This is a genomic window from Burkholderia sp. 10_S31 (assembly GCF_056930375.1).
In genome coordinates this window covers 891,807-914,028 of sequence record NZ_JBXOWK010000002.1, presented here as the reverse complement: position 1 = coordinate 914,028, position 22,222 = coordinate 891,807, and the positions used below count along the sequence as shown (strand labels likewise).

Genomic DNA, 22,222 nt, shown 5'->3' with positions numbered 1-22,222 from the left:
CAGTATAGTATCCGTCGAACTCGAGCCGCGCGGGCATGACCCATGCGGCCCGTGCGCCGCGCCTGCGGGCATCCGCCGCAGCGTTCCGGCACCGTGAATTCCGGCTAACTCATTCAGACGGGCAGGCAAATTGTCATCCAGCAATCTGATCCGCATTCGCGGAGCACGTCAGCACAACCTCAAGAACCTCGATCTCGACCTGCGCACCGGCGAAATGACGGTCGTCACCGGCCCGTCGGGCTCCGGCAAGTCGAGCCTCGTGTTCGACACGCTGTACGCGGAAGGCCAGCGGCGCTACGTCGAGACGTTCAGCGCGTATGCGCGGCAGTTCCTCGACCGGATGGACCGCCCGCAGGTCGAGCGCGTCGACGGCGTGCCGCCCGCGATCGCGATCGACCAGACCAACCCGGTTCGCAGTTCGCGCTCGACGGTCGGCACGATGACCGAGCTGAACGACCATCTGAAGCTGCTGTACGCGCGCGCGGCCGAGCTGTTCGACCGGCAGACGGCGCGGCAGGTGCGGCATGACACGCCCGAGACGATCTATGCGGAACTCGTCGAGCGCACGCGCGCCGACGATCCGCGCGTCGTCGTCACGTTCCCGGTCGAGCTGCCGGAAAGCGCGTCCGAGGAAGAAGTCGCGCAGTGGCTGTCCGCGAGCGGCTACACGCGCGTGCAGGCGCAGCGCGAAGTCGCGTCGCCCACCGGCCCGCGCAAGCTGCTCGACGTGGTGGCCGACCGCTTCCGCGTGCAGCAGGCCGACAAGGTGCGCGTGGTCGAGGCGATCGAGGCGTCGCTGAAGCGTGGCGGCGGGCGCGTGAACGTGTACGTGCTGGCACCGGAGGCCGAAAACGCGATCGCCGAGCCGCAGGTGTGGCGCTTCTCCACCGGGCTGCACGATCCCGACAGCGACCTGCGCTACGCGGAGCCGCAGGCGGCGATGTTCTCGTTCAACTCGGCGTATGGCGCGTGCGAGACCTGCCGCGGCTTCGGCCGCGTGATCGGCGTCGATCTCGGCCTCGTGATCCCCGACGCGCGCAAGACGCTGCGCGGCGGCGCGATCAAGCCGATGCAGACGCCCGCCTGGAAGGAATGCCAGGACGACCTGATGCGCTACGCGGCGAAGGCGGACATCCGCCGCGACACGCCGTGGTCCGATCTGACGGACGCCGAGCGCGACTGGGTGATCAATGGCTCGCCGGACTGGAACGGCAAGTGGCAGAGCCAGTGGTACGGCGTCAAACGCTTCTTCGGCTACCTCGAATCGAAAGCGTACAAGATGCATATCCGCGTGCTGCTGTCGAAGTACCGCAGCTACACGCCGTGCGACGTGTGCGGCGGCGCGCGCCTGAAGACGGAATCGCTGCAATGGCGGCTCGGCTCGAAAGAAAACGCAGACGGCGTGCTCGCACCGGCCGATCGCTTCATGCCGCGCGGCGTCGACTGGACGCGCGCGCAGCTCGAGGCGCTGCCGGGCCTGACGGTGCACGACCTGATGCTGCTGCCGATCGAGCGCATCCGCCGCTTCTTCGACGCAGTGAGCCTGCCGAGCGCGCTGCTCGACGATGCGCTGAAGCTGCTGCTCGCCGAGGTGCGCACGCGCCTGAAATACCTGTGCGACGTGGGGCTCGGCTACCTGACGCTCGACCGGCAGAGCCGCACGCTGTCGGGCGGCGAGGTGCAGCGGATCAACCTGACCACGGCGCTTGGCACGTCGCTCACGAAAACGCTGTTCGTGCTCGACGAGCCGAGCATCGGGCTGCATCCGCGCGACCTCACGCGGATCGTCGAGGCGATGCAGCGGTTGCGCGACGCGGGCAATACGCTGGTCGTCGTCGAGCACGATCCGTCGGTGATGCTCGCGGCCGACCGGCTGATCGACATGGGGCCCGGCCCGGGCGAGCGCGGCGGCACGATCGTCTACGACGGCACGCCGGGCGACATCCGCTCCGCGCACACGCTGACGGGCGAGTATCTCGGCGGACGCAAGCACGTCGCGCATGCGTCGAACTGGGCGCGCCGTCCGGTGGACGCGAACACGCCGCGCATCGTGCTCGAAGGCGCGACCGAGCACAACCTGCGTGACGTGACGGTCGAGATTCCGCTGCAGCGGCTCGTGTGCGTGACGGGCGTGTCGGGTTCCGGCAAGTCGACGCTATTGCAGGACGTGCTCTATCCGGCGATGGCGCGCCACCACGGCAAGGCGACCGAGTCGCCGGGCGCGTTCCGCAGCCTGACGGGCGCCGACCAGGTCGGCGACGTCGTGTTCGTCGATCAGTCGCCGATCGGCAAGACCACGCGTTCGAACCCGGCCAGCTACGTCGGCGCGTTCGACGAGATCCGCAAGCTGTTCGCGAAGGCGCCGCTCGCGTTGCAGCGCGGCTACGGCGCCGGCACGTTCAGCTTCAACTCGGGCGACGGCCGTTGCCCGACCTGCGGCGGCTCGGGCTTCGAGCACATCGAGATGCAGTTCCTGAGCGACGTCTACCTGCGCTGCCCCGATTGCGACGGCAGCCGCTACCGCGCCGAGATTCTCGAAGTGCACATCGAGCGCGACGGCCGCGCGCTGAACATCGCCGACGTGCTCGACCTGACCGTCAGCGAAGCGGCCGCGTTCTTCGCGACCGACGCCGAGGTGCTGCGCGTGCTGCAGCCGATCGTCGACGTCGGTCTCGAATACGTGAAGCTCGGCCAGCCGGTGCCGACGCTGTCGGGCGGTGAAGCGCAGCGGCTGAAGCTGGCCGGCTTCCTCGCCGAATCGGCGGCCGCCGCCGGCGGGCGCCGGGTCGCCAGCGAAGAGGCGCGCATCGCGCGCGCGAAGCTGTTCATGTTTGACGAGCCGACCACCGGGCTGCACTTCGACGACATCGCGAAGCTGATGCAGGCGTTCGGCAAGCTGCTCGCGGCCGGCCATTCGCTGATCGTGATCGAGCACAACCTCGACGTGATCCGCGCGGCCGACTGGCTGATCGATCTCGGCCCCGAAGGCGGCGACGGCGGCGGCCTCGTGCTGTGCGCGGGCACCCCCCACGACGTGAAGGCCTGCGCGCAATCGCATACCGGCGCGGCGCTGCTGCAGTACGACCGCGCGATGGATGGCGAAACGGCGCTGGCCGACGAAGGCGTGCCGCTGCAGGCCGTGCTGAACGCCGCACGCGAGCGGCGCGCGATCGAGGGCGAGGACGTCGTGCGGATCGTCAATGCACGCGAGCACAACCTGAAGGCGCTCGACGTCGACATCCCGCACGGCAAGTTCAACGTGATCACCGGCGTGTCGGGCTCGGGCAAGTCGACGCTCGCGTTCGACATCCTGTTCCACGAAGGCCAGCGCCGCTACCTCGAATCGCTGAACGCGTATGCGCGCTCGATCGTGCAGCCGGCCGGGCGGCCGGAGGTCGATGCGGTGTACGGCATTCCGCCGACGGTGGCGATCGAGCAGCGGTTGTCGCGCGGCGGGCGCAAGAGCACGGTCGCGACCACGTCCGAAGTCTGGCACTTCCTGCGGTTGCTGTACGTGAAGCTCGGCCTCCAGCATTGCATCCACGACGGCACGCCGGTCACGTCGCAAACCGTCGAATCGATCGCCGCGCAGTTGCTGCGCGACCATCGCGGCGAACACGTCGGGCTGCTGGCGCCGCTCGTCGTCAACCGCAAGGGCGTGTATACCGATCTCGCGAAGTGGGCGAAGGCGCGCGGCAGCACGCATCTGCGCGTCGACGGCGAGTTCGTGACGGTCGATCCGTGGCCGAAGCTGGACCGTTTCCGCGAGCACACGATCGAGCTGCCGGTGGCCGACCTCGTCGTGTCGCCGGACAACGAGGCCGAGTTGCGGCGGCGGCTCGACGAGACGCTCGAGCTCGGCAAGGGCGTGATGCACCTGCTCGCGCCGCTCGACGGGCTGCATCACGCGATGCAGAACGATCGTTCGACCGCACGCGTCGGCGAGATCAAGGTGCTGTCGGTCAAGCGCGCATGCCCGGTGTGCGGCACGAGCTACCCGGAACTCGACCCGCGGATGTTCTCGTACAACAGCAAGCACGGCTGGTGCACGACCTGCGTCGGCACCGGCGTCACGCTCACGCGCGAACAGCGTGCAGCGTACGACGACACGGTGCTCGCCGGGGACGAGCGCGGCCGCGAGCAAACCCTGCCGTCGGACGAGCAGGAGCCGGAAGGCGTCGGCAATGAGCCGTGCCCGGATTGCGGCGGCACGCGCCTGAACCCGCCCGCGCGCGCGGTCACGTTCGACGCGCATCCGATCGTCGAGGTCGCGCAGTGGACGGTATCCGATACGCGCCGCTGGATCGACACGCTGGAGCTGACCGGCCGCGACGCGCAGATCGCGCGCGACATCGTCAGCGAGATCGGCAGCCGCCTCGCGTTTCTCGAGGAAGTCGGGCTCGGCTACCTGAGCCTCGATCGCGCGGCACCGAGCCTGTCGGGCGGCGAAGCGCAGCGGATCCGGCTCGCCGCGCAGCTCGGCAGCAACCTGCAGGGCGTGTGCTACGTGCTCGACGAGCCGACGATCGGCCTGCATCCGCGCGACAACCAGATCCTGCTGGACGCATTGCGCAAGCTCGGCGACAAGGGCAATACGCTCGTCGTCGTCGAGCATGACGAGGACACGATTCGCCGCGCCGATCACATCATCGACGTCGGCCCGGGCGCCGGCAAGCGCGGCGGCATGCTGGTCGCCGAGGGCGCGGTCGCCGATCTGGCCGCGCAGCCGGATTCGGTGACGGGGCGCCTGCTCGCGCAACCGATGACGCACCCGCTGCAACCGCGCCGCGCGGTGAGCCTGCCGGGCAAGAAGGGCGCACCGGCGGTGCCGGAGGGCTGGCTGACCGTGCATGGCGCACGGCTGCACAACCTGCGCGACGTCACCGTCGGCATTCCGCTCGCGCGGCTCGTCGCGGTGACGGGCGTCAGCGGCTCGGGCAAGTCGACGCTCGCGCGCGACGTGCTGATGACGAACCTGCTCGATGCGGTCGGCCGCTCGGTGCTGTCGTCGCCGGCCACGCGGCGCGCGCGCAAGGCCGCGCAGCAGGACGCGCCGGCGACCAACCGCCGCTCGAGCGTGCTTGCACGCAGCGCGCCGCGGCCGTCGCTGAACGTCACGCATGCGTGGCAGGGCTGCGAATCGCTGAGCGGCTGGGAGCAGATCGACCGCGTGCTCGAAGTCGACCAGACGCCGATCGGCAAGACGCCGCGCTCGTGTCCGGCCACCTATATCGGCGTGTGGGACACGATCCGCAAGCTGTTCGCCGATACGCTGGAAGCGCGTGCGCGCGGCTACACGGCGTCACGCTTCTCGTTCAACACCGGCGACGGGCGCTGCCCCGCGTGCGAAGGGCAAGGCGTGCGCACGATCGGGATGAGCTTCCTGCCCGACGTGAAGGTGCCGTGCGACGTGTGCCACGGGCAGCGCTTCAACCCGGAGACGCTCGCCGTCACGTGGCGCGGCCGGAACATCGGCGATGTGCTGACGATGGAGATCGACGAGGCGGTGGCGTTCTTCGCGCCGATTTCGAACATCGCGCATCCGCTGCAGCTGATGAAGGACGTCGGCCTTGGCTACCTGACGCTCGGCCAGCCGTCGCCGACGCTATCCGGCGGCGAGGCGCAGCGCATCAAGCTCGTCACCGAGCTCACGAAGGTGCGCGACGACATCACGCGGCGCGGCCAGAAGGCGCCGCACACGCTGTACGTGCTCGACGAGCCGACGGTCGGCCTGCACATGGCCGACGTCGCGAAGCTGATTCGTGTGCTGCACCGGCTGGTCGACGGCGGGCATAGCGTCGTCGTGATCGAGCACGATCTCGACGTAATCGCCGAAGCCGACTGGATCATCGATCTCGGTCCGGAAGGCGGCGTGGGCGGCGGCACGATCGTCGCGGCGGCGCCGCCGGAAGGGCTCGTGCAGGTGGAGGCGAGTCATACCGGGCAGGCGCTGAAGCCCGTGCTGGCGCGCACGGCCGCGGCGGGCGATGAAGCGGTGCGTGAGGGAGTAGAGCGGGTCGGTTGAACGCGGTGCTTCCGGTGAGCGGCCGCGGTGTCGGGTCAGACATCGCGGCCGCTTTTACATTCGCTCGTGCGATCAGCTGATACGGGAACCGGCACACAGCGTGAACAAATCGCTGCGTCGGATATCGTCGCGGGATGTGTCGAGGCTGCCAGCCAACACCAGTGAAGCGGGCGAACAAGGAACGACAGCAACGGCTTTCGCCGCTCGGGCGGAAGACGGCTGCGCCTTCTCCGATCTCATTCGGCCTTCACGCCGATCGTCTCGATGATGGTCTCCAGTTGCGGGCTCATCGGCAGGTTGAGACTCATGCCCGACGGCAGCGGACGCAGGAACCAGCGCTTGTACTGACGCGTGATCTCGCCGTCGGCGGCCAGCTCCTCGAACGTGCTCTTCACGACCCGCGCGAGCTGCGGATCGTCCTTGCGGAACATGATGCCGTACGGGTCGTATGACAGGAAATCGCCAACCACGTCGTACTGACCGCCTTTGCCCGCATTCTCGGCAATCAGGCCGTACAGCAGCACGTCGTCCGTCGCGAACGCATCGGCGCCGCCGTTCGCGACCAGCGCGAAGCCCTGCGCATGGTCCGGCACCACCTGCAACTGGATCCCGAGCCTGAACCGCGCGTCCAGGTCGCGCAGCGCCTTCTCGTTGGTCGTGCCGGCCGTTACCGCGACCTTCTTGCCCGCGAGATCGCGGAACGAGCGGATCGGCGAGCCTCGCTTCACCATCACCTTCGTGCCGGCCACGAAGAAGATCGGCGAGAACGCCACGCGCTTCTGGCGCTCCAGGTTGCTCGTCGTGGAGCCGCATTCCAGATCGACCTTGCCGCTGACCACCGCGTCGATGCGGTTGTCGGCCGTGACCGGCACCCAGCTGATCGTCAGGCTCTTGTTGATCGCATCCTCGATCGACGACACGAGCGCCTTGCAGAGCTCGATCGAATAACCGATCGGCTGGTTGCGTGCGTTCAGGTACGAGAACGGTATCGACGCGTCGCGATAGCCGATCGCGATCGTGCCGCTGTTGCGCACCTTCGCGAGCGTGCCGGTCAGTTGGGCCGGCGCGAACGGCTCGACGCGCGGCGGCGCCGATGGCGCATCTTCCGCGCGCGCGGTTGCACCCGCGGCAAGCAGGCCTGCGAGCGCGAGCGCACGCCAGAATCGCTGCATCTTCATCGCCGGGCCTCCGTCAGACATCCGCAGGATGCGCGATCGTCCCTTCCTGCTCCGCGTCGATGCGCGCCAGGTTGGCTTCGGCTTCCGCCTCCGACATGAGCTGGCCTTCCCACTTCGCGACCACCGCGCTTGCGATCGAGTTGCCGACCGCGTTGGTCGCCGAGCGGCCCATGTCGAGGAACGTGTCGACGCCGAGGATCAGCAGCAGCCCGGCCTCCGGCAGCCCGAACTGGTGCAGCGTGGCGGCGATCACGACGAGCGATGCGCGCGGCACGCCGGCCATTCCCTTCGAGGTCAGCATCAGGACCAGCAGCATCGTGATCTGCGTGCCGAGCGACAGGTGCATGTTGTACGCCTGCGCGATGAACAGTGACGCGAACGTGCAGTACATCATCGAGCCGTCGAGGTTGAACGAATAGCCCATCGGCATCACGAAGCTCGAGATCTTGCGGCGCACGCCGAACCGGTCGAGCGCATCGAGGATCTTCGGGTACGCGGCTTCGGAGCTTGCCGTCGCGAACGACAGCATGAACGCTTCCTTGATCAGCACCAGCAGCTTGAACACGCGCGGCCCGAGGAACAGCAGCCCGGCGCATACGAGCAATGTCCAGAGCAGGAACAGGCTCACGTAGAAGTCGCCCATGAACACCGCGAACTTCAGCAACACCGACAGCCCGTTGACCGCGACGGTCGCGGCCATCGCGGCCAGCACCGCGAGCGGCGCGAGCTTCATCACGTAGCCGGTGATCTTCAGCATCACGTGCGACAACTGGTCGATCGCGGCCACGAGGATCTTGCCGCGCTCGCCGAGCGCCGCCAGCGCCACGCCGAAGAACATCGAGAACACGACGATCTGCAGGATCTCGTTATTGCTCATCGCCTCCGCGAACGACCGCGGCACCATGTGGCCGACGAAATCCTTCAGCGTGAACTTGGAGGTCGCGAGGTTCGCCGAGGCGCCGATGTCCGGCAGCGGCAAGCCGAGGTTGTCGCCGGGCCGCAGCAGGTTCGCCATGAACAGCCCGAGCAGCAGCGAGATCAGCGATGCGGTGATGAACCAGCTGATCGATTTCGCGAACACGCGCCCGACCGATGCCGCGTCGCCCATGTGCGCGATGCCGACGACCAGCGTGGAGAATACGAGTGGCCCGATCACCATCTTGATCAGGCGCAGGAACACGTCGGACACGAGCGAGATGTAACCGGCGATCTCGGTGGTGGCCTTTTTGTCGGGAAAGCTCGTGAAGATCATGTAGCCGATCAGGATGCCCGCCACCATCGCGATCAGGATCCAGACGGCTGCAGCATTCTTTTTCTGCATCGTGAGCCTCCCATGCACCGGTTCCGCAACCGGGGATGGAAGGACAATACAGGACGCGAACGGCGATGAACAGTGCAACCGGGGCGGGATTTGTCCTAGCGCCGCGTCGCGACCGCTTGCCCGTCGGCGATTGCGCCGGTAGCGCCCCTCGGGCCCGGGCCGGCGCAACCCGATAGCGGATTTGTGCGGGGCAGCACATGGCCGGTTCGTTGCGGGATGCCGCGCTAGTCATGCGCGGCGGGATCCAGCAGGCTCTTGCTGAAATCGCACGCCTGCGCCGCCAGCCGAACGATTTCGGCGGTCAGCGAATGGGCGCGTTCCGCACGATGCAGCGCGACGTAGCGCACCGGCGGCAACGCCGGCCGCGTGCGCACGATCTCCAGCGCTTCACATGCGACCAGATGCGCGACGCACGCCTTCGGCAGATAGCTGACGCCCAGCCCCGACAGCGTCAGGCCGATCTGCGCGATCAGGCTGTTGCTCGACAGCACGCGCTGCATCGCGACGCCATGTTCCTGCAGGAAGCGGGTGTACAGGTATCCCGTACCGGACAGGTTTCCCTGCAGGATGAGTGGATGCTGGGCGATGTCCGTCAGCGAAAGGGTTGCCTTGCGCTTCGGCATGAACCCGGCCGCGCACATCCACGCATTGTCGACCTCGCCGATCACCGTCGCCGCGAACGATTCCGTCGCATGAATCTGCGGAACCACGATCAGGTCGATCGTGCCGGCCGCGAGACGCTCGCGTAGCGCCGCGGTCAGTTCCACCTCCGCCTCCACATGCACCCGCGGATACGCGGCCTGGATCGCCGCGATCAGGCGCGGCAGCCAGGTCAGCGCGGTCAGTTCGGTCACGCCGATCCGGACATGCCGCACCAGGGCTTCCTTCGAACTCATCCGCTCGACGACACGGTCGCGCTGCTCGAGCAATTCCTTCGCGTGCTCGAACAGTTCGGCGCCCTTGTCGGTGAGCCGGGCGCTGCGATGCGCGCGATCGAACACGGTCAGGTCGAACGCGCGCTCGAGTTCCTGGATCCGTTTCGACACGGCCGACTGCGTCGTGTTCAGGCGCGTGGCCGCCGCGTCGAAGGAGCCGAGCTGCACGATCCAGTACAGCGCTTCCATCTGCTTGAACGTGAGCATTGCTTTGCACTTGATAGATGAGGAAAAGCGATATTTTCTCATGTCAAAAAATCGCTTTTTTTACATTTTTCGGCTGTTTAAGGTTCTGCCATTGCGTTCGCCGGAAGACTCGCCACGTCGCGTCCGGCGTTCAATCGAACCCCATCATTGTGGAGACAGCATGGACACCGTCATCGATTCCCCGCCCGTCCCCGACGCGGCACGCAAGCCGCGCATCGGCCTCGCCTGGCAGATCGTCATCGGGCTCGTCATCGGCATTGCAACCGGGTTCGTGTTGAACCGGTTCCCGCCATTGCGCGAGACGGCCGTATCCGGATTGCTGCAGCCGGCCGGCGACATCTTCATCAAGCTGGTGCGGATGATCGTCGTGCCCATCGTGTTCACGAGCATGGTGATCGGCATCGCCGGCGTGGGCGACGGCAAGTCGCTCGGCCGCATCGGCCTCAAGACGCTGTTCTATTTCGAGGTGGTCACGACGATCGCGATCGTCCTCGGGCTCGTGATCGGCAACGTGCTGCAGCCGGGCGTCGGCACCGACATGTCGCAACTCGGGCACACGGACATTTCCCGCTACCAGCAAGCGACGCAACAGGTGCAGCAGGCGCACCACGGGCTGATGGCGCTGGTGCTCGGCATCATCCCGGACAACATCGTCGCGTCGATGGCGAAGGGCGACCTGCTGCCGGTGATCTTTTTCTCGCTGCTGTTCGGGCTCGGGCTGCAATCGGTGCCGGAAGAACACCGCAAGCCGGTGATCGCGATGCTCAAGGGCGTCGCCGACGCGATGTTCAAGGTGACGAACATGGTGATGCGCTATGCACCCGTCGGCGTGTGCGCGCTGATCGCGGTGACGGTCGCGAGCTTCGGCTTCGGCTCGCTGCTGCCGTTGCTGAAGCTGGTCGCCGTGACTTACTTTGCAATCCTGCTGTTTGCGATCGTCGTGCTGGGCCTCACCGCGCGGTTGTTCGGCTTTCGCATCCTGACGCTGCTGCGCGTGATCAAGGACGAACTGATCATCGCGTTCTCGACCTGCAGCTCTGCGACCGTGCTGCCGCAGCTGATGAAGAAGATGGAGGACTACGGCGTGCCGAAGAGCATCACGACGTTCGTGGTGCCGACCGGCTACACGTTCAACCTCGACGGCGCGTCGATCTATCTCGGCATCGGCACGCTGTTCGTCGCGCAGCTCTACGGCGTGCATCTCGACTGGCAGCAGCAGATCCTGCTGACGCTGACCATGGTCGTCACGTCGAAGGGTGCCGCGGGCGTACCGGGCTTCATGTTCGTGATCATGCTCGCGACGCTCGCGAGTGCGGGGCTGCCGCTCGAAGGGCTGGCATTCATCGCCGGCGTCGACCGGATCATGGACATGGGTCGCACGGCGCTGAACGTCGTCGGCAACGCGCTCGCGCCGCTCGTCATCGCCAAATGGGAAGGCCGGTACGACGCGGAGAAGGGGCGCGCGTACCTCGAATCGCTGCGCGGCTGAACGCCGCCATGCATGCATCGCACAACATATCGAAGCAGACAGGAGCATCGAAGATGAGTAGTACCCATGGAGCACTTTTTCCAGACGCATTGATGCAGCAGGTCAAGTCGCGCTTTCATCACGTCGATCGTGACCTCGATGGTCGCGAGCGGCTGTTCTTCGACAACGCGGGGGGATCGTTCCGGCTGAAGGCCGCGGTCGAAGCGTACGCGCGGATCGATGCGCTGCCCGATTGCCCGGAGCGCATCCATGAGCGCGCGCTCGACCTCCAGGCGATCCAGTCGCGCGGCGAGGATGACGTTCGAACGATCCTGAACGCGCAGGGCGGCACCGTATATGCGTCGCTGACGGCATCGGGCGCGATGTTCGACATGGTGCGCGCGATCATGGAGAACGTGCCGGGCACCAATGCGGTGACGACCGTTCTCGAGCATCCGTCGTCCTACGACGCGATGACGGGCTATGCGGAACGGACAGGCAAGACGCTGCGCATCGCGCCGAGCAATCCGGCGACCGGCGGCGTGGACGTCGATGCGATCGTGTCGCTGGTCGACGCCGATACCGCGCTGCTCAGCGTGATGTATGCATCGAACATCTCCGGCGCGAAATTCGACATCGAGACGCTCGTCGCGCGTGCGCGTGAGAAGAAGCCCGGGCTGTTCATCATCGTCGATGCGGTTCAGCATGCGCCGCACGGTGTGATCGACCTGGCGCGCATGCCGGTCGACGGGATCAACTTCGCGCCGTACAAGTTCTTCGGGTGTCGCGGTTCGGGCATCTCGTGGCTGTCGCCGCGCGCGGCCGCGTTGCCGCATCATCGGCTCGCCGCGAAAGGGCGCGACGTATGGGAGCTGGGCAGCCCGGCGCCCGCGCAGTTTGCGGTGGTGACGTCGATCGTCGATTACGTCACGTGGATCGGGCGGTATTTCCTCGACTCGGATGATCGGCGCACGTTGTTCGTCGAGGGCATGCAGCGGATCGAACTGCATGAACGCGCGCTGTTGGCCGCGTTGCTCGATGGGTGCGAGGGGCGTCGCGGGCTGAGGTCGATCGATGGTGTCGAGGTCTATTGGGATCACGACGACCTGACGAAGCGCGACCTGATCGTCGGGATCGGCTTCGCGAACCTCGAACCGACGCAAGCGGTGCGGGAATACGAGAAGCACGGTGTGATCGTCTATGAACGCGTCGCGTCGAGTTTGTATTCCGGCCGGATGCTGAAGTCGTTCGGGATCGGCGGCGCGGTGCGGATATCGCCGCTTCATTGTCATGCGCCGGAGGATATCGCGCGGTTTCTCGCGGTTACAGAGGTGCTGGCGGCGAGCCGGTGATTGACGACACGGCCCGGGTGATCCGGGCCGTGTCGCATTCGGTGCCGTAAAATTCTGCACGTCCGCGAGCGGTGCGTAGCCGATCGGCGGCAGTTTCGGCATCCAATCGAGATCGAAGCTGTAGCTGGCTGATGACACCGTTTCCAGCTCGATACATGTCCCGACATGACATGCGATCTGCGACGACGCGGGTATCGCACAAGACGCAATCATTGACCCGCCGGCGGCTGATTCGCTTTCTATACTGTTTACGTTGACCGAATTATCAACGGCATGCGTGCGCCAACAACGCACACGTCCGACAAATCCCGGGGTAAACGAAAACTGCACCGGCCGCAAACGCTTGCGGCCGGTCGGTGGAGTTCGGCCCGTGCATGGGCGAGGGCGCGGGGATGGGCTCCTCAACCATCGGAGGCAATATGGCGACATACATCGTATTGATGAATTGGACTGACCAAGGTGTGCAATCCGTGAAAGACACGGTCCAGCGAGCGAAAGCGTTTCAGGAAGGGGCGCGGGCGATGGGCGTCACCGTCGGCTCGCTCAAATGGACGCTTGGGCCTTACGACATCGTCGCGACACTCGATGCACCCGACGACGAAACCGCGACGCGGCTGGGACTGATGCTGGCGCAGTTAGGCAATGTTCGAACCGTCAGCATGCGTGCTTTCGGCGAAGCGGAAATGGAGAGGATCGTCGGCGGCATGAAGTGAAGCCTTGACGCGCGAGATGCAACCAGCCACCGACAGTGGTGAAACGGGCGCCTTGGAAGCTGGTTGGTTGTCCTCGCATCGTGGCATCGTGGCATCACGGGTATCGCTCACGAGCCAGGCGCTTGCGCAGTTACGCTTTCGGTGGTTAATCCACGACAAGAAACGGCGCCGCTTATACGGGAAGGTTGTAGTGAGTGGGCAGATTTCCTGCGCGACATCGGTAACCGAATCACGGCCAGCATCTTCGTGCCTCGTGCCTCGTGCCGAAATGCTCGCAATCATCCGCCTAATCCCGAGTGCGATTGCCGGCTCGCGGTCGGGCTGTTTTCGTGCTCGCGTCGGTCGTCATGGATGGGGCCGCACTGATCGACGCAAGAGTTGAATTCCGGTCTCGGTCGAAACTGCGGCCGTCTGATCGTGGAGTAGTATTCCCCCAATGTCTGAGTTATTGCTCGGCCTCTGCGGCGCACAGCCAACTCATCCGTGAGGGCGGCAAGCTCGTTAAAGGATTTGGAAACTGCGTCAACGATACATGTGATGGCGCTGGCCGTGACGACGGCATTGATGGGATGCATCATGTCAACCGAGTGGAAGCACCGCGTCAGACTGTTTGCCCAGCGTTTCTGGCAGCCGACCAGTGCGTGCATGACCTGCATGCCGGGGAGCTGGGGAAATATCATGAGCCTTGCCCACTGGACTATTGCATTTCATACAGGTCTGCTTACTGGACTCCTGGCTGTATTTTTGACTTTCACGCCTGCGGCGAAACTCTACGCGCATCGATACGGCAATGCGCTGGTCGTTGGCGTCCTGACAACGTTGGGCGACGCCTACTCGCACACGAGTCACTACCGTATCCCCTATGTCGAGCACCTCGTGACGGGTGCGATTTCAGGTCTCTTGACGCTCGCGGCCTCATATCTCTTCGAAGACCGCGCGCGCCGCCTTCGGGCGGTATGGGCTCGGGTTTTCGGATAGCTTGTCCGCTGACTTTCTGAACCCACCGGGCCGAACGGAAAGAGGCTCCCCGGTGTGGCTACGCTTCATGATTGGGGAGGCTGCGCATGGACAACGGGAACTCGCGGCCGTTACATGCACCAGTGTCAGGAGGCGGCCAGATGCAGCCAATCGTCCGTACACCAAGGTTGACATTCGAACGTCAGTTAGCAATTTAGCAACGGCCGTTGATTACCATCTCTTAGTCTCCTACTCCCGAATATCCAGCATTGCGGGCGACGAAATCCACGAGCACGACGACGCTAGCCGCATTTTCAGGGCGATAGATCAAGCGGAACTCGCCGATCCGGTAGCGCCAGAGGCCCTTTAGATTACCTTCCAAGGGCTTCTTCGTGTCTCCTTGGGCGGTCAGAGGGTCTTCAGATATGCCTGCTATCGCTTCCAGAATGCGGCCTTGCAATTTCTTGTCTACGCTGCCTATTGCCTTCCTGAATGCTGGACTTAAGCCAATCGTCCAGTTACCGCGCTCGCGGAGATAACGCAGCGGGCGATAAGATGGATCCCATACGGCGAGCAGATGATCGCGTAGATCAACAAAGTCACCCACCCAATGCACGCTAGGGTACTTGATCAGATCTGTGACTCGAAAAAGTCGCCCACCCAATACTCTCCGGGGTGCCTGCTCTGATCTACTATCCCACAAGAAAACCGGCCAGACCAATATCATGACAAAGACCGAAGCTGAAAATCTAGCCCACTTCGCTGGTACCGCGGAATAGGTGAGCTCGGCCCTAGTTTCTCGAAACGTCCTACGCAAGTCTCTCGCCAAAGGCCCTGCCACGGATAGGCCGGTGCCGATCACTATGTACCCCGTCAGGATTGCGGCAGCTAGCGGCGGCATGGTCACGTGAGAAATTCGTTCTGAATGACCAATTCATTCTAATCTAGAGTGTCGAGTTCGGCACAGGTGGGGCGGCTACGTGCTACTGAAGATCGGGGTGGTTAACGACAATGGCCTCCTGGCGTATGCCATCGTGCTCAGGTCCACGCCGATTTTCTTCGCGGCCCTCGGGAGTCGGGCCATAACGACTGAGTTGCTGCGGCCAGATCCCGCGCTGTAGGCCATCGTGTAGCAGCTTGGCCCCGCACCCGTAGCGCCGACAGCCCAATCGAAAGGGACGCGCGCAAGAGCAGCGCGTGCCCCTCATTGTGAACGTTAGATTGCTTGAACTCACATGAAGACGTGAATGCCGCAAACATTCGTGAATGATGAGAATGGCTACCTCGGGTGGGTGCAAGCGCACCCTAATGGATACGTCGTAAACATTGACAATCCGCAGGTCACTCCTCAGTACCCCATGGTCCATTCAGCCTCTCACCGGTCGATGTCCAGCCCAGCTCGCACGAACTACACGACCGGGCGCTACTTCAAGGTCTGCTCCGAACAAATCGAAGAACTGGAAGCCTGGGCCCGGAGCAAGTATGGTCGTGCTCTGACGAGGTGCCGACAATGCATGTAGCGATTGCTGGATCTCACGTCAACGTCAAAGGTCCGCTTACGGAAAGCGTTTACTTCCGCTTTGGATCGGCTCCCGCCGGCCGTGTCCGGCAGCCACGTGGCCAACTATGGTCGGAGCTAATTGCACCGACTAGCGGCCTTTGACCGTTACTTATCGAGGTGGCTTTGATCGCCACGCGTGCGCGCCCGCGCGCCGGGCATTCGTCCCGGCGTGCGATTACCCCTGTCTTTCCCTGCTTGCATCCTATATTTGTCGTTATGGGTTGCGTTGCGAGAGGAGAAGGGCCGTGAATCACATCCACATCGTCCCTACCGTTTCGCGACTGGTGCTTCTGGGACTCATGCTTCAATCGGGCGCCGCGTTGAGCCAGCAGTCATTGGACCAGCAACTGGCCGGCGCGTGGACGTATGTCTCGGTCGATACTGTCCGTCCGGACGGCAGCCGCACACCCATGTACGGGCCCAATCCCCACGGTCTGGTGATCTTTGACGGCCATGGCCACTACGCGCTGGTGAATTCGCGCGGCGACCTGCCCAAGTACGTATCCAACGATCGAATGAAGGGCAGTGCGGAGGAATATCGCGCGGTGGTGCAAGGTTCGATCGCCCACTTTGGTACGTACGTCGTCAACGAAGCAGACAAAACCATCACCTTTCGCATCGATACGAGCACATTTCCAAACTGGAATGGCGTCGAGCAGCGCAGGCCGTTTGTCCTCTCGGGAGATGAGCTCAGGTGGACGACGCCTGCCGCTTCAGGGGGCGGCTCGGGAGAGGTTGTGCTAAGGCGAGCCAAATGACGTCGAGCGCAGGCCGGGTAGTTGACGTCGCGCCCTCTCAGGGATGACCGAACCCGGAGCGAACGGCCACTCCCCTCAATCGAAATACGGCGCCAACACCCCCTCGATCCAGTCCATGAACGCCCGCACGCGCGGCGACAGATTACGCCGATGGGCCACGACGAGCGACGCGGCCAGCGGCTCGGGACGCAGATCCGGCAGCACCTCCACCAGCGCACCGCTTGCGATGTGACTCGCAACCCCTGAATACCCGGCCTGGATCAACCCGATGCCGGCAAGCCCTGCCGCGTGATACGTCTGCACGCTGTTGACCTGCATCGCGCTCGGCAATGCAAGCGTCGCATAGCCGTCGCCGTCCGGATATTCCCATCCGGGATGTCGGGCACCGAGCGTCAGCGTGTAGTGGACCATCCGGTGCCCCTGGCCGAGCAGATCATCGAGCGTATGTGGCACACCGTACCGCTCGAGATAACCGGGGCTCGCCGCATTGATCATGCGCAGCCGGCCCAACGGCCGGGCAACCAGCGTCTCGTCCACGATCGGCCCGAGACGGATCACGCAATCGAATCCTTCCTGGACGAGATCGACACGCCGATCGGTGCTCGAAAGCTCCAGTTCCAGTTCGGGATGCGCGGCCATCAGTTGCGGTAATGCGGGAATCACGACGCTGCGCGCGAGCTCGGTCGGCATGTCGACGCGCAACCGTCCCCGCAGGCGGGTGCCATTGCCGGAGAACATCGATTGCAGTTCCTGCACTTCGGCCAGCAGGTCCCGCGCACGCGAATAGAAGGCGCGTCCGTCTTCGGTCAGCTGCACGCTTCTCGTGGTCCGATGCAGCAGCGCGACGCCCACGTCGCGCTCGAGCCGGCGGATCACCATCGACACACGTCCTTTCTGGATACCCAGGCTTTCGGCCGCGCGCGTGAAGCTCGTCATTTCGGCGACACGGGCAAAGATCAACAGCGCGTCAAGGTTTTGCATTGTTCACTCTGCGAGTAACAGAACGTTCAATCGGTCGTCATTTATAACTCAATTGCGACTCAGTAGAGTGCTTCCCATGTCGTCGCCCGACGACAACCTGAACGAAAGGGAGCAAGCATGACGCAACACATCACTCCGGTTAAAGCGGTCGTCGTCTACCACTCGGGCTATGGGCATACCGAACGCATGGCCGCGGCGGTCGCCGAAGGCGCTGGCGCCGCAGTCGTCGCCATCGACGCCGACGGAAATATTCCACCGGACGCGTGGGAGACGCTTGCCGGCGCCGATGCGATCCTGTTCGGCTCGCCGACCTACATGGGCGGCCCGAGCTGGCAGTTCAAGAAGTTCGCCGACGCATCGTCGAAGGCCTGGTTCGACGGCGCGTGGCGCAACAAGATCTTCGGCGGCTTTACCAACAGCGCCAGCATCAACGGCGACAAGCTCAATACGCTCGAATACTTCGTTCTGCTCGCCGGGCAGCACGGCGGCATCTGGGCGAGCATGGACATCAAGCCGGCGAACCTGAAGGCGTCGATGCGCGACGACCTGAATCGCATGGGCGCCTATATCGCGCCGATGGCGCAGACGCCGGCCGACGCGTCTCCCGACGAGATGTCGGCGGGGGATCTCGAGACGGCACGCCGCTATGGCGCGCGCGTCGCAACGATCGCAGGACAGTTTCGGGCAGGACACGCTCGAAACAGCTGACATCCTGGAGTGCGGCGCGCGCCGGACCGGACGCCGCCGCATTCTTCCCAGCCGGTCCAGAAGGAAACGGGCATGAAATACAAGCAACTGGGCCGCACCGGCCTGTATGTCTCCGAGCTGTGTCTCGGCACGATGACGCTGGGCGGCAATGCCGATGCCGGCATGTGGGCGGCGATCGGCGCGGTCGGCCAGGACGACGCGACGCGTCTGATCGCCCGCGCGCTGGCCGACGGCATCAACTTCATCGATACCGCGGACATTTACTCGTTCGGTCAGTCGGAACGCCTCGTCGGACAAGCGCTGCGGGACCTCGGCGTGCCGCGCGGCGAGATCGTGCTGGCGACCAAGACGGCCGGCGTGATGGGCCCGACACCCAACGATCAGGGCGCGTCGCGCGGCCACATCATGGATTCCGTGCAGCGAAGCCTGGAGCGGCTGCAGGTCGACCATGTCGACCTTTACCAGATCCATGCGAACGATTCCGTCACGCCGATCGAAGAGACGCTGCGGGCGCTCGACGATCTGACGCGCCAGGGACTGGTTCGCTATGTCGGCGTGTCGAACTGGCGCGCCGGGAAGATCGGCAAGGCGCTCGGACTCAGCGAAGCGCGTCATGCGACGCGCTTCGAGACGCTGCAGGCCTACTATTCGATCGCCGGACGTGACGTGGAGCGCGAACTGGTGCCGCTCGCGATCGAGGAGCGGATGGGCTTGCTCGTCTGGTCGCCGCTCGCCGGCGGATTGCTTTCGGGGAAGTTCGGTCCCGGGGCGCCGACCGAAGAAGGCGCGCGGCGCAGCCATTTCGATTTTCCGCCGGTCGATCTCGAGCGGGCCTGGCCGTGCGTCGCGGCGATGCGCGCCATCGCCGATGATCGGCGCGTGTCGGTCGCCCGGATCGCGCTCGCGTGGTTACTCGCGAAGCCGCATGTCACGAGCGTCATCATCGGTGCCAAACGGGTCGAGCAGCTTGAGGACAATCTCGGCGCGGTCGATGTCGTCCTGACCGACGACGAGCTTGCGCATCTTGACGCCGTGAGTGCGTTGCCGCCCTGTTATCCCGGCTGGATGATCGATCGTCAGGCGGCGGGGCGGCTGCCGCAGCCTTTCGCACGTGCCGTGTCGAAATAGGATCGGCGACGCGACATCCATCTGTTCGACCGGGGCGGTCGCGAACACGCCCGGTGTCGAGTCGGGCACACGCGTGACGCGAAAGGAAGCACCTCGCCGCGTCAAAGCGACGCGCCGCCGCACATGACGATCTGCTGCCCGGTGATCGCGCTCGCATCGGCGCTCAACAGGAAGCCGGTCAGCGCGGCGACTTCCTCGGGCGTGATGAATCGCCCGATCGGCGGCAGGCGGGGAGGCGTTGCCGCGCGCGCCGGATCACGCAGGAACGGCGTGTCCGTCGCGCCGGGCGCGACGACGTTGACGGTGATGCCCCGCGGCGCGAGTTCCGCCGCCCAGGACCGCGCCAGGCCGACCAGCGCGGATTTGGTCGCCGCATACTGGCTGCGGGTGGCCGCGCCGTTGGCGGTGCGGCTGCCCAGCAGTACGATGCGTCCGCCTGCAGGCATCCGCGGCACCAGCCGATCGGCGAGAAAGGTTGCGGACTCGACGTGCAGGCGCCACATGGCTGCTCCGTCTTCATGTGAAAGCTGACCGAGCGGTGCGGTACGCATGAACCCGGCCGCATGCACCAGCGCGTCCACCGCGCCCAGTTCATCGCACACGGGCCCGAGTGCCGCGAAGTCGGTGACGTCGACCGGCACGATTGTCAGCGCATCGCGGGTCGTTTCGATGTGCGAGCGGCACAGTCCCGTGACGCGCCAGCCATCGGACAGCAGACGATCGACGATCGCTTGCCCGATTCCCGACGACGCGCCCGTGACGACGGCATGGCGCGAACCCGAACCCGACTGCTCCAATTGACCCACGATCGCTCCTGCTACGTGTGAACTACGATGAACCGGCGGATGTCGCCGCAGTCTTCGTGCTGACCGCATGCACCGTGATCCGCGCCTGCGAATGGAACGGATCGAGCTGCTCGGGCAGGGCGGCGTCATCCGTCACGAGCGTCCAGTCGCGCTCGAGCGGCGTCCAGTGCTGCTGGCTCGCGCGTCCGAGCTTGTCCGCGGTCACGAGCACGAAGACCTCCGCCGCCTGCCGCATCACGCACTCCTTCAGATACGACTGCTCGCTGCTCGCCTCGCACAAACCCAGTTCGGCGACCACGCCGTCGGCGCCGAGGAAGGCCTTGTCGACGCTCAGGCGGCTCAGCGCGATCTGCGCGAGCGGCCCGAGCGTGCTCATGCTGGACGACCGGACGTCGCCGCCGATCACCGTCACAGCAACCCCTGACGATGCGAGCGGGCTCACGACCAGCAGGTTGTTGGTGACGACGTGAACGGCGGTCCGGCCGGCAAGCAGGCGCGCCAGCGCCGCGGTCGTGGTGCCGCCGTCGAGGAACACGGTGTCGCCATCCTCGACGAACGCGCTTGCCGCGTGCGCGATGGCTTCCTTCTGCTCCTGCGAACTGACGCGCCGCTCCTCGAGCGAGGGCTCAGGCTCGTGGCCGCCGACCGCGGCGGCGCCGCCGTACGTGCGCAGAATGCGACGGTCGCTCGCGAGCGCACGCAGATCCCGGCGAACCGTCGCTTCCGACATCCCGAAGTGCTCGCACAACGTCGCAACGTCCGTCATGCCCCCGAGCACGGCCTGCAGCATCGCCTCCCGGCGCCTGGTCACTTTCATGTGCGTGAATTCCTGGTCTGATCGCATTGGCGCGCAAGTCCGCGCATCCCGACCGACAAGTTTATCGAATTGCCGCAGCGACCGGCCAGTTGCACCGGCTGGCGTCATCGACCGCGAACCCACGCTTCGTCGACGCGCACGTACTTGATTTTCTGGCGGAACCAGGTGAATGCGATATGCAACGCGCCGTCCTGCGACTGCACGATGGACGGATACGAATACTCCCGGTTGCGCTGGTCCGCGGAGTTGTTGGTCATGCAGTACCCGTCGCCGATCTCCAGGTTGCGACGGCGCCGCCATGTCCTGCCGCCGTCTTCCGAGATGGCCAGCGACATCGGCGCGCGCGGCGCGCCCCAGAAGGCCGTGCCGCGCGCGGACGCCTTCTGGTCGCGCAGCTCGCCGCTGTCTTCCGAGTCTTCGATATCGTCGTACAGGGACGCGCGCCGCTCCTTGCTGTGCGACGCATCGCTCTCGTTGAACACGAGCGCGAGGTGACCGTTCTGCAACACCGTGAACTGAATCGACGAGTTGTTGTTCGGTACGTCGGTCGGCTCGGGCGCGCTCCACGTGCGGCCGTCCGTCGAGCGGCTCGCGTAGACGAAGTCGGCCCAGCGGCTACGGTAAAGCGCCAGCAGCGAGCCGTCGTGCAGCACGTGAACGTTCATGTGCACGCACCCGACGCTGTCCGGTACTTCATGCAGCGTCCACGACGCGCCCTGATCGTCGGAGACCATGACCGCGCTGACATCGTCGTTGCCGACCCAGCGCTCGCCGGGCGCCGTGCGGCACAGGAAGATGGGGCAAATCCACGTGCCGCTGTCGAGCGCGATGATCGGCTGGCGGACGAAGGTCCCCGGACGCTCGAACAGGGTTTCGACGGGCCCCCAGGTGACGCCGCCGTCTGCCGACACGCGGCGGCGAACGATCGCGGTGTTCTGATGGCCGGACAGTTGCGCGGTGTAGATCAGCCACAGGCGGCCGTCCGGCGCGGTGAACAGCACCGGGTTCTGTTCCGAGCGGGTCGGGTCGTCCGACAGCTTTTGAGGCGACGACCACGCGTTCGTCCCGGCCGCGAGACGCGACAGGTAGATGGAAACGTCGGGAATGCCTTCCTGGGTGCCGCCGAACCAGACGCACAGCAGGTCGCCGTTGTCGAGGCAGTGCAGGTTGGCCGCGTGGTTCTGCACGCAGGCGGTCGGCAGAAACGCTTCTTGCCGTTCCGCGTCGGCATACGCCGTGCGAACGCAATGATCCGAAGCGGCGCTCGGCGCTTCAACGAGGTTGGTGCTCATGAAATGTGTCTCGAG

Annotated in this window: 16 protein-coding genes; 8 read left to right on the top strand and 8 right to left on the bottom strand. The window is 65.2% G+C overall.

Annotated elements, in window-relative coordinates:
• Positions 1-130: 130 nt before the first annotated feature.
• Positions 131-6,025 carry an excinuclease ABC subunit UvrA gene (uvrA, locus tag AC1Z3W_RS18655; protein WP_483508197.1) on the top strand — a complete coding sequence of 1,965 codons (5,895 nt, stop codon included), beginning with the start codon at positions 131-133 and terminating at the stop codon, positions 6,023-6,025.
• Between the two features lie 236 nt (positions 6,026-6,261).
• On the opposite strand, the gene AC1Z3W_RS18650 is transcribed toward uvrA, so the two are convergent.
• From AC1Z3W_RS18650 to AC1Z3W_RS18640, 3 genes are all read right to left on the bottom strand, one after another.
• Complete coding sequence (locus tag AC1Z3W_RS18650; RefSeq protein WP_057928207.1) at positions 6,262-7,203, bottom strand: amino acid ABC transporter substrate-binding protein; 942 nt, start codon at positions 7,201-7,203, stop codon at positions 6,262-6,264.
• Between the two features lie 13 nt (positions 7,204-7,216).
• Positions 7,217-8,524 carry a dicarboxylate/amino acid:cation symporter gene (locus AC1Z3W_RS18645; protein ID WP_057928208.1) on the bottom strand — a complete coding sequence of 436 codons (1,308 nt, stop codon included), beginning with the start codon at positions 8,522-8,524 and terminating at the stop codon, positions 7,217-7,219.
• Positions 8,525-8,748: 224 nt separating this feature from the next.
• Positions 8,749-9,666: a LysR family transcriptional regulator gene (locus AC1Z3W_RS18640; RefSeq protein ID WP_175827080.1), complete on the bottom strand. Its 918-nt coding sequence runs from the start codon at positions 9,664-9,666 to the stop codon at positions 8,749-8,751.
• Between the two features lie 160 nt (positions 9,667-9,826).
• Between AC1Z3W_RS18640 and gltP the strand changes: the two genes are divergently transcribed.
• The 4 genes from gltP to AC1Z3W_RS18620 all read left to right on the top strand — a co-directional run bounded on the left by gltP (position 9,827) and on the right by AC1Z3W_RS18620 (position 14,177).
• Positions 9,827-11,155 carry a glutamate/aspartate:proton symporter GltP gene (gltP, locus tag AC1Z3W_RS18635; RefSeq protein ID WP_124835582.1) on the top strand — a complete coding sequence of 443 codons (1,329 nt, stop codon included), beginning with the start codon at positions 9,827-9,829 and terminating at the stop codon, positions 11,153-11,155.
• 53 nt (positions 11,156-11,208) lie between these two features.
• A complete protein-coding gene (locus AC1Z3W_RS18630; protein ID WP_124835581.1) occupies positions 11,209-12,486 on the top strand; it encodes an aminotransferase class V-fold PLP-dependent enzyme in 1,278 nt (425 codons plus the stop codon).
• Positions 12,487-12,905: 419 nt separating this feature from the next.
• A complete protein-coding gene (locus AC1Z3W_RS18625) occupies positions 12,906-13,199 on the top strand; it encodes a GYD domain-containing protein (RefSeq protein ID WP_057928240.1) in 294 nt (97 codons plus the stop codon).
• A 576-nt stretch (positions 13,200-13,775) separates the two neighbouring features.
• Entirely contained in the window at positions 13,776-14,177 is a 402-nt protein-coding gene (locus tag AC1Z3W_RS18620) for a hypothetical protein (protein WP_483508336.1), read from the top strand.
• A 220-nt stretch (positions 14,178-14,397) separates the two neighbouring features.
• On the opposite strand, the gene AC1Z3W_RS18615 is transcribed toward AC1Z3W_RS18620, so the two are convergent.
• Positions 14,398-14,763: a type II toxin-antitoxin system RelE family toxin gene (locus tag AC1Z3W_RS18615; protein ID WP_483508196.1), complete on the bottom strand. Its 366-nt coding sequence runs from the start codon at positions 14,761-14,763 to the stop codon at positions 14,398-14,400.
• A gap of 1,199 nt (positions 14,764-15,962) precedes the next feature.
• Between AC1Z3W_RS18615 and AC1Z3W_RS18610 the strand changes: the two genes are divergently transcribed.
• Positions 15,963-16,475 carry a lipocalin-like domain-containing protein gene (locus AC1Z3W_RS18610; RefSeq protein WP_242431882.1) on the top strand — a complete coding sequence of 171 codons (513 nt, stop codon included), beginning with the start codon at positions 15,963-15,965 and terminating at the stop codon, positions 16,473-16,475.
• Positions 16,476-16,550: 75 nt separating this feature from the next.
• Here AC1Z3W_RS18610 and AC1Z3W_RS18605 read toward each other — a convergent pair whose 3' ends face one another.
• A complete protein-coding gene (locus AC1Z3W_RS18605) occupies positions 16,551-17,456 on the bottom strand; it encodes a LysR family transcriptional regulator (protein WP_057928212.1) in 906 nt (301 codons plus the stop codon).
• 117 nt (positions 17,457-17,573) lie between these two features.
• Between AC1Z3W_RS18605 and AC1Z3W_RS18600 the strand changes: the two genes are divergently transcribed.
• On the top strand, positions 17,574-18,164 hold the full coding sequence (locus tag AC1Z3W_RS18600) for a flavodoxin family protein (protein WP_057928213.1): 591 nt from the start codon (positions 17,574-17,576) through the stop codon (positions 18,162-18,164).
• A gap of 72 nt (positions 18,165-18,236) precedes the next feature.
• A complete protein-coding gene (locus AC1Z3W_RS18595; protein WP_483508194.1) occupies positions 18,237-19,292 on the top strand; it encodes an aldo/keto reductase in 1,056 nt (351 codons plus the stop codon).
• A gap of 101 nt (positions 19,293-19,393) precedes the next feature.
• Here the strand turns inward: AC1Z3W_RS18595 and AC1Z3W_RS18590 are convergent, their stop codons facing one another.
• The 3 genes from AC1Z3W_RS18590 to AC1Z3W_RS18580 all read right to left on the bottom strand — a co-directional run bounded on the left by AC1Z3W_RS18590 (position 19,394) and on the right by AC1Z3W_RS18580 (position 22,207).
• Complete coding sequence (locus AC1Z3W_RS18590) at positions 19,394-20,098, bottom strand: SDR family NAD(P)-dependent oxidoreductase (protein WP_057928215.1); 705 nt, start codon at positions 20,096-20,098, stop codon at positions 19,394-19,396.
• Positions 20,099-20,120: 22 nt separating this feature from the next.
• Positions 20,121-20,915, bottom strand: a complete 795-nt coding sequence (locus AC1Z3W_RS18585) for a DeoR/GlpR family DNA-binding transcription regulator (RefSeq protein WP_057928216.1) — start codon at positions 20,913-20,915, stop codon at positions 20,121-20,123.
• 104 nt (positions 20,916-21,019) lie between these two features.
• Positions 21,020-22,207 (bottom strand): sialidase family protein, encoded by a 1,188-nt coding sequence (locus AC1Z3W_RS18580; protein WP_057928217.1) that lies wholly within the window; start codon positions 22,205-22,207, stop codon positions 21,020-21,022.
• Positions 22,208-22,222: the final 15 nt, after the last annotated feature.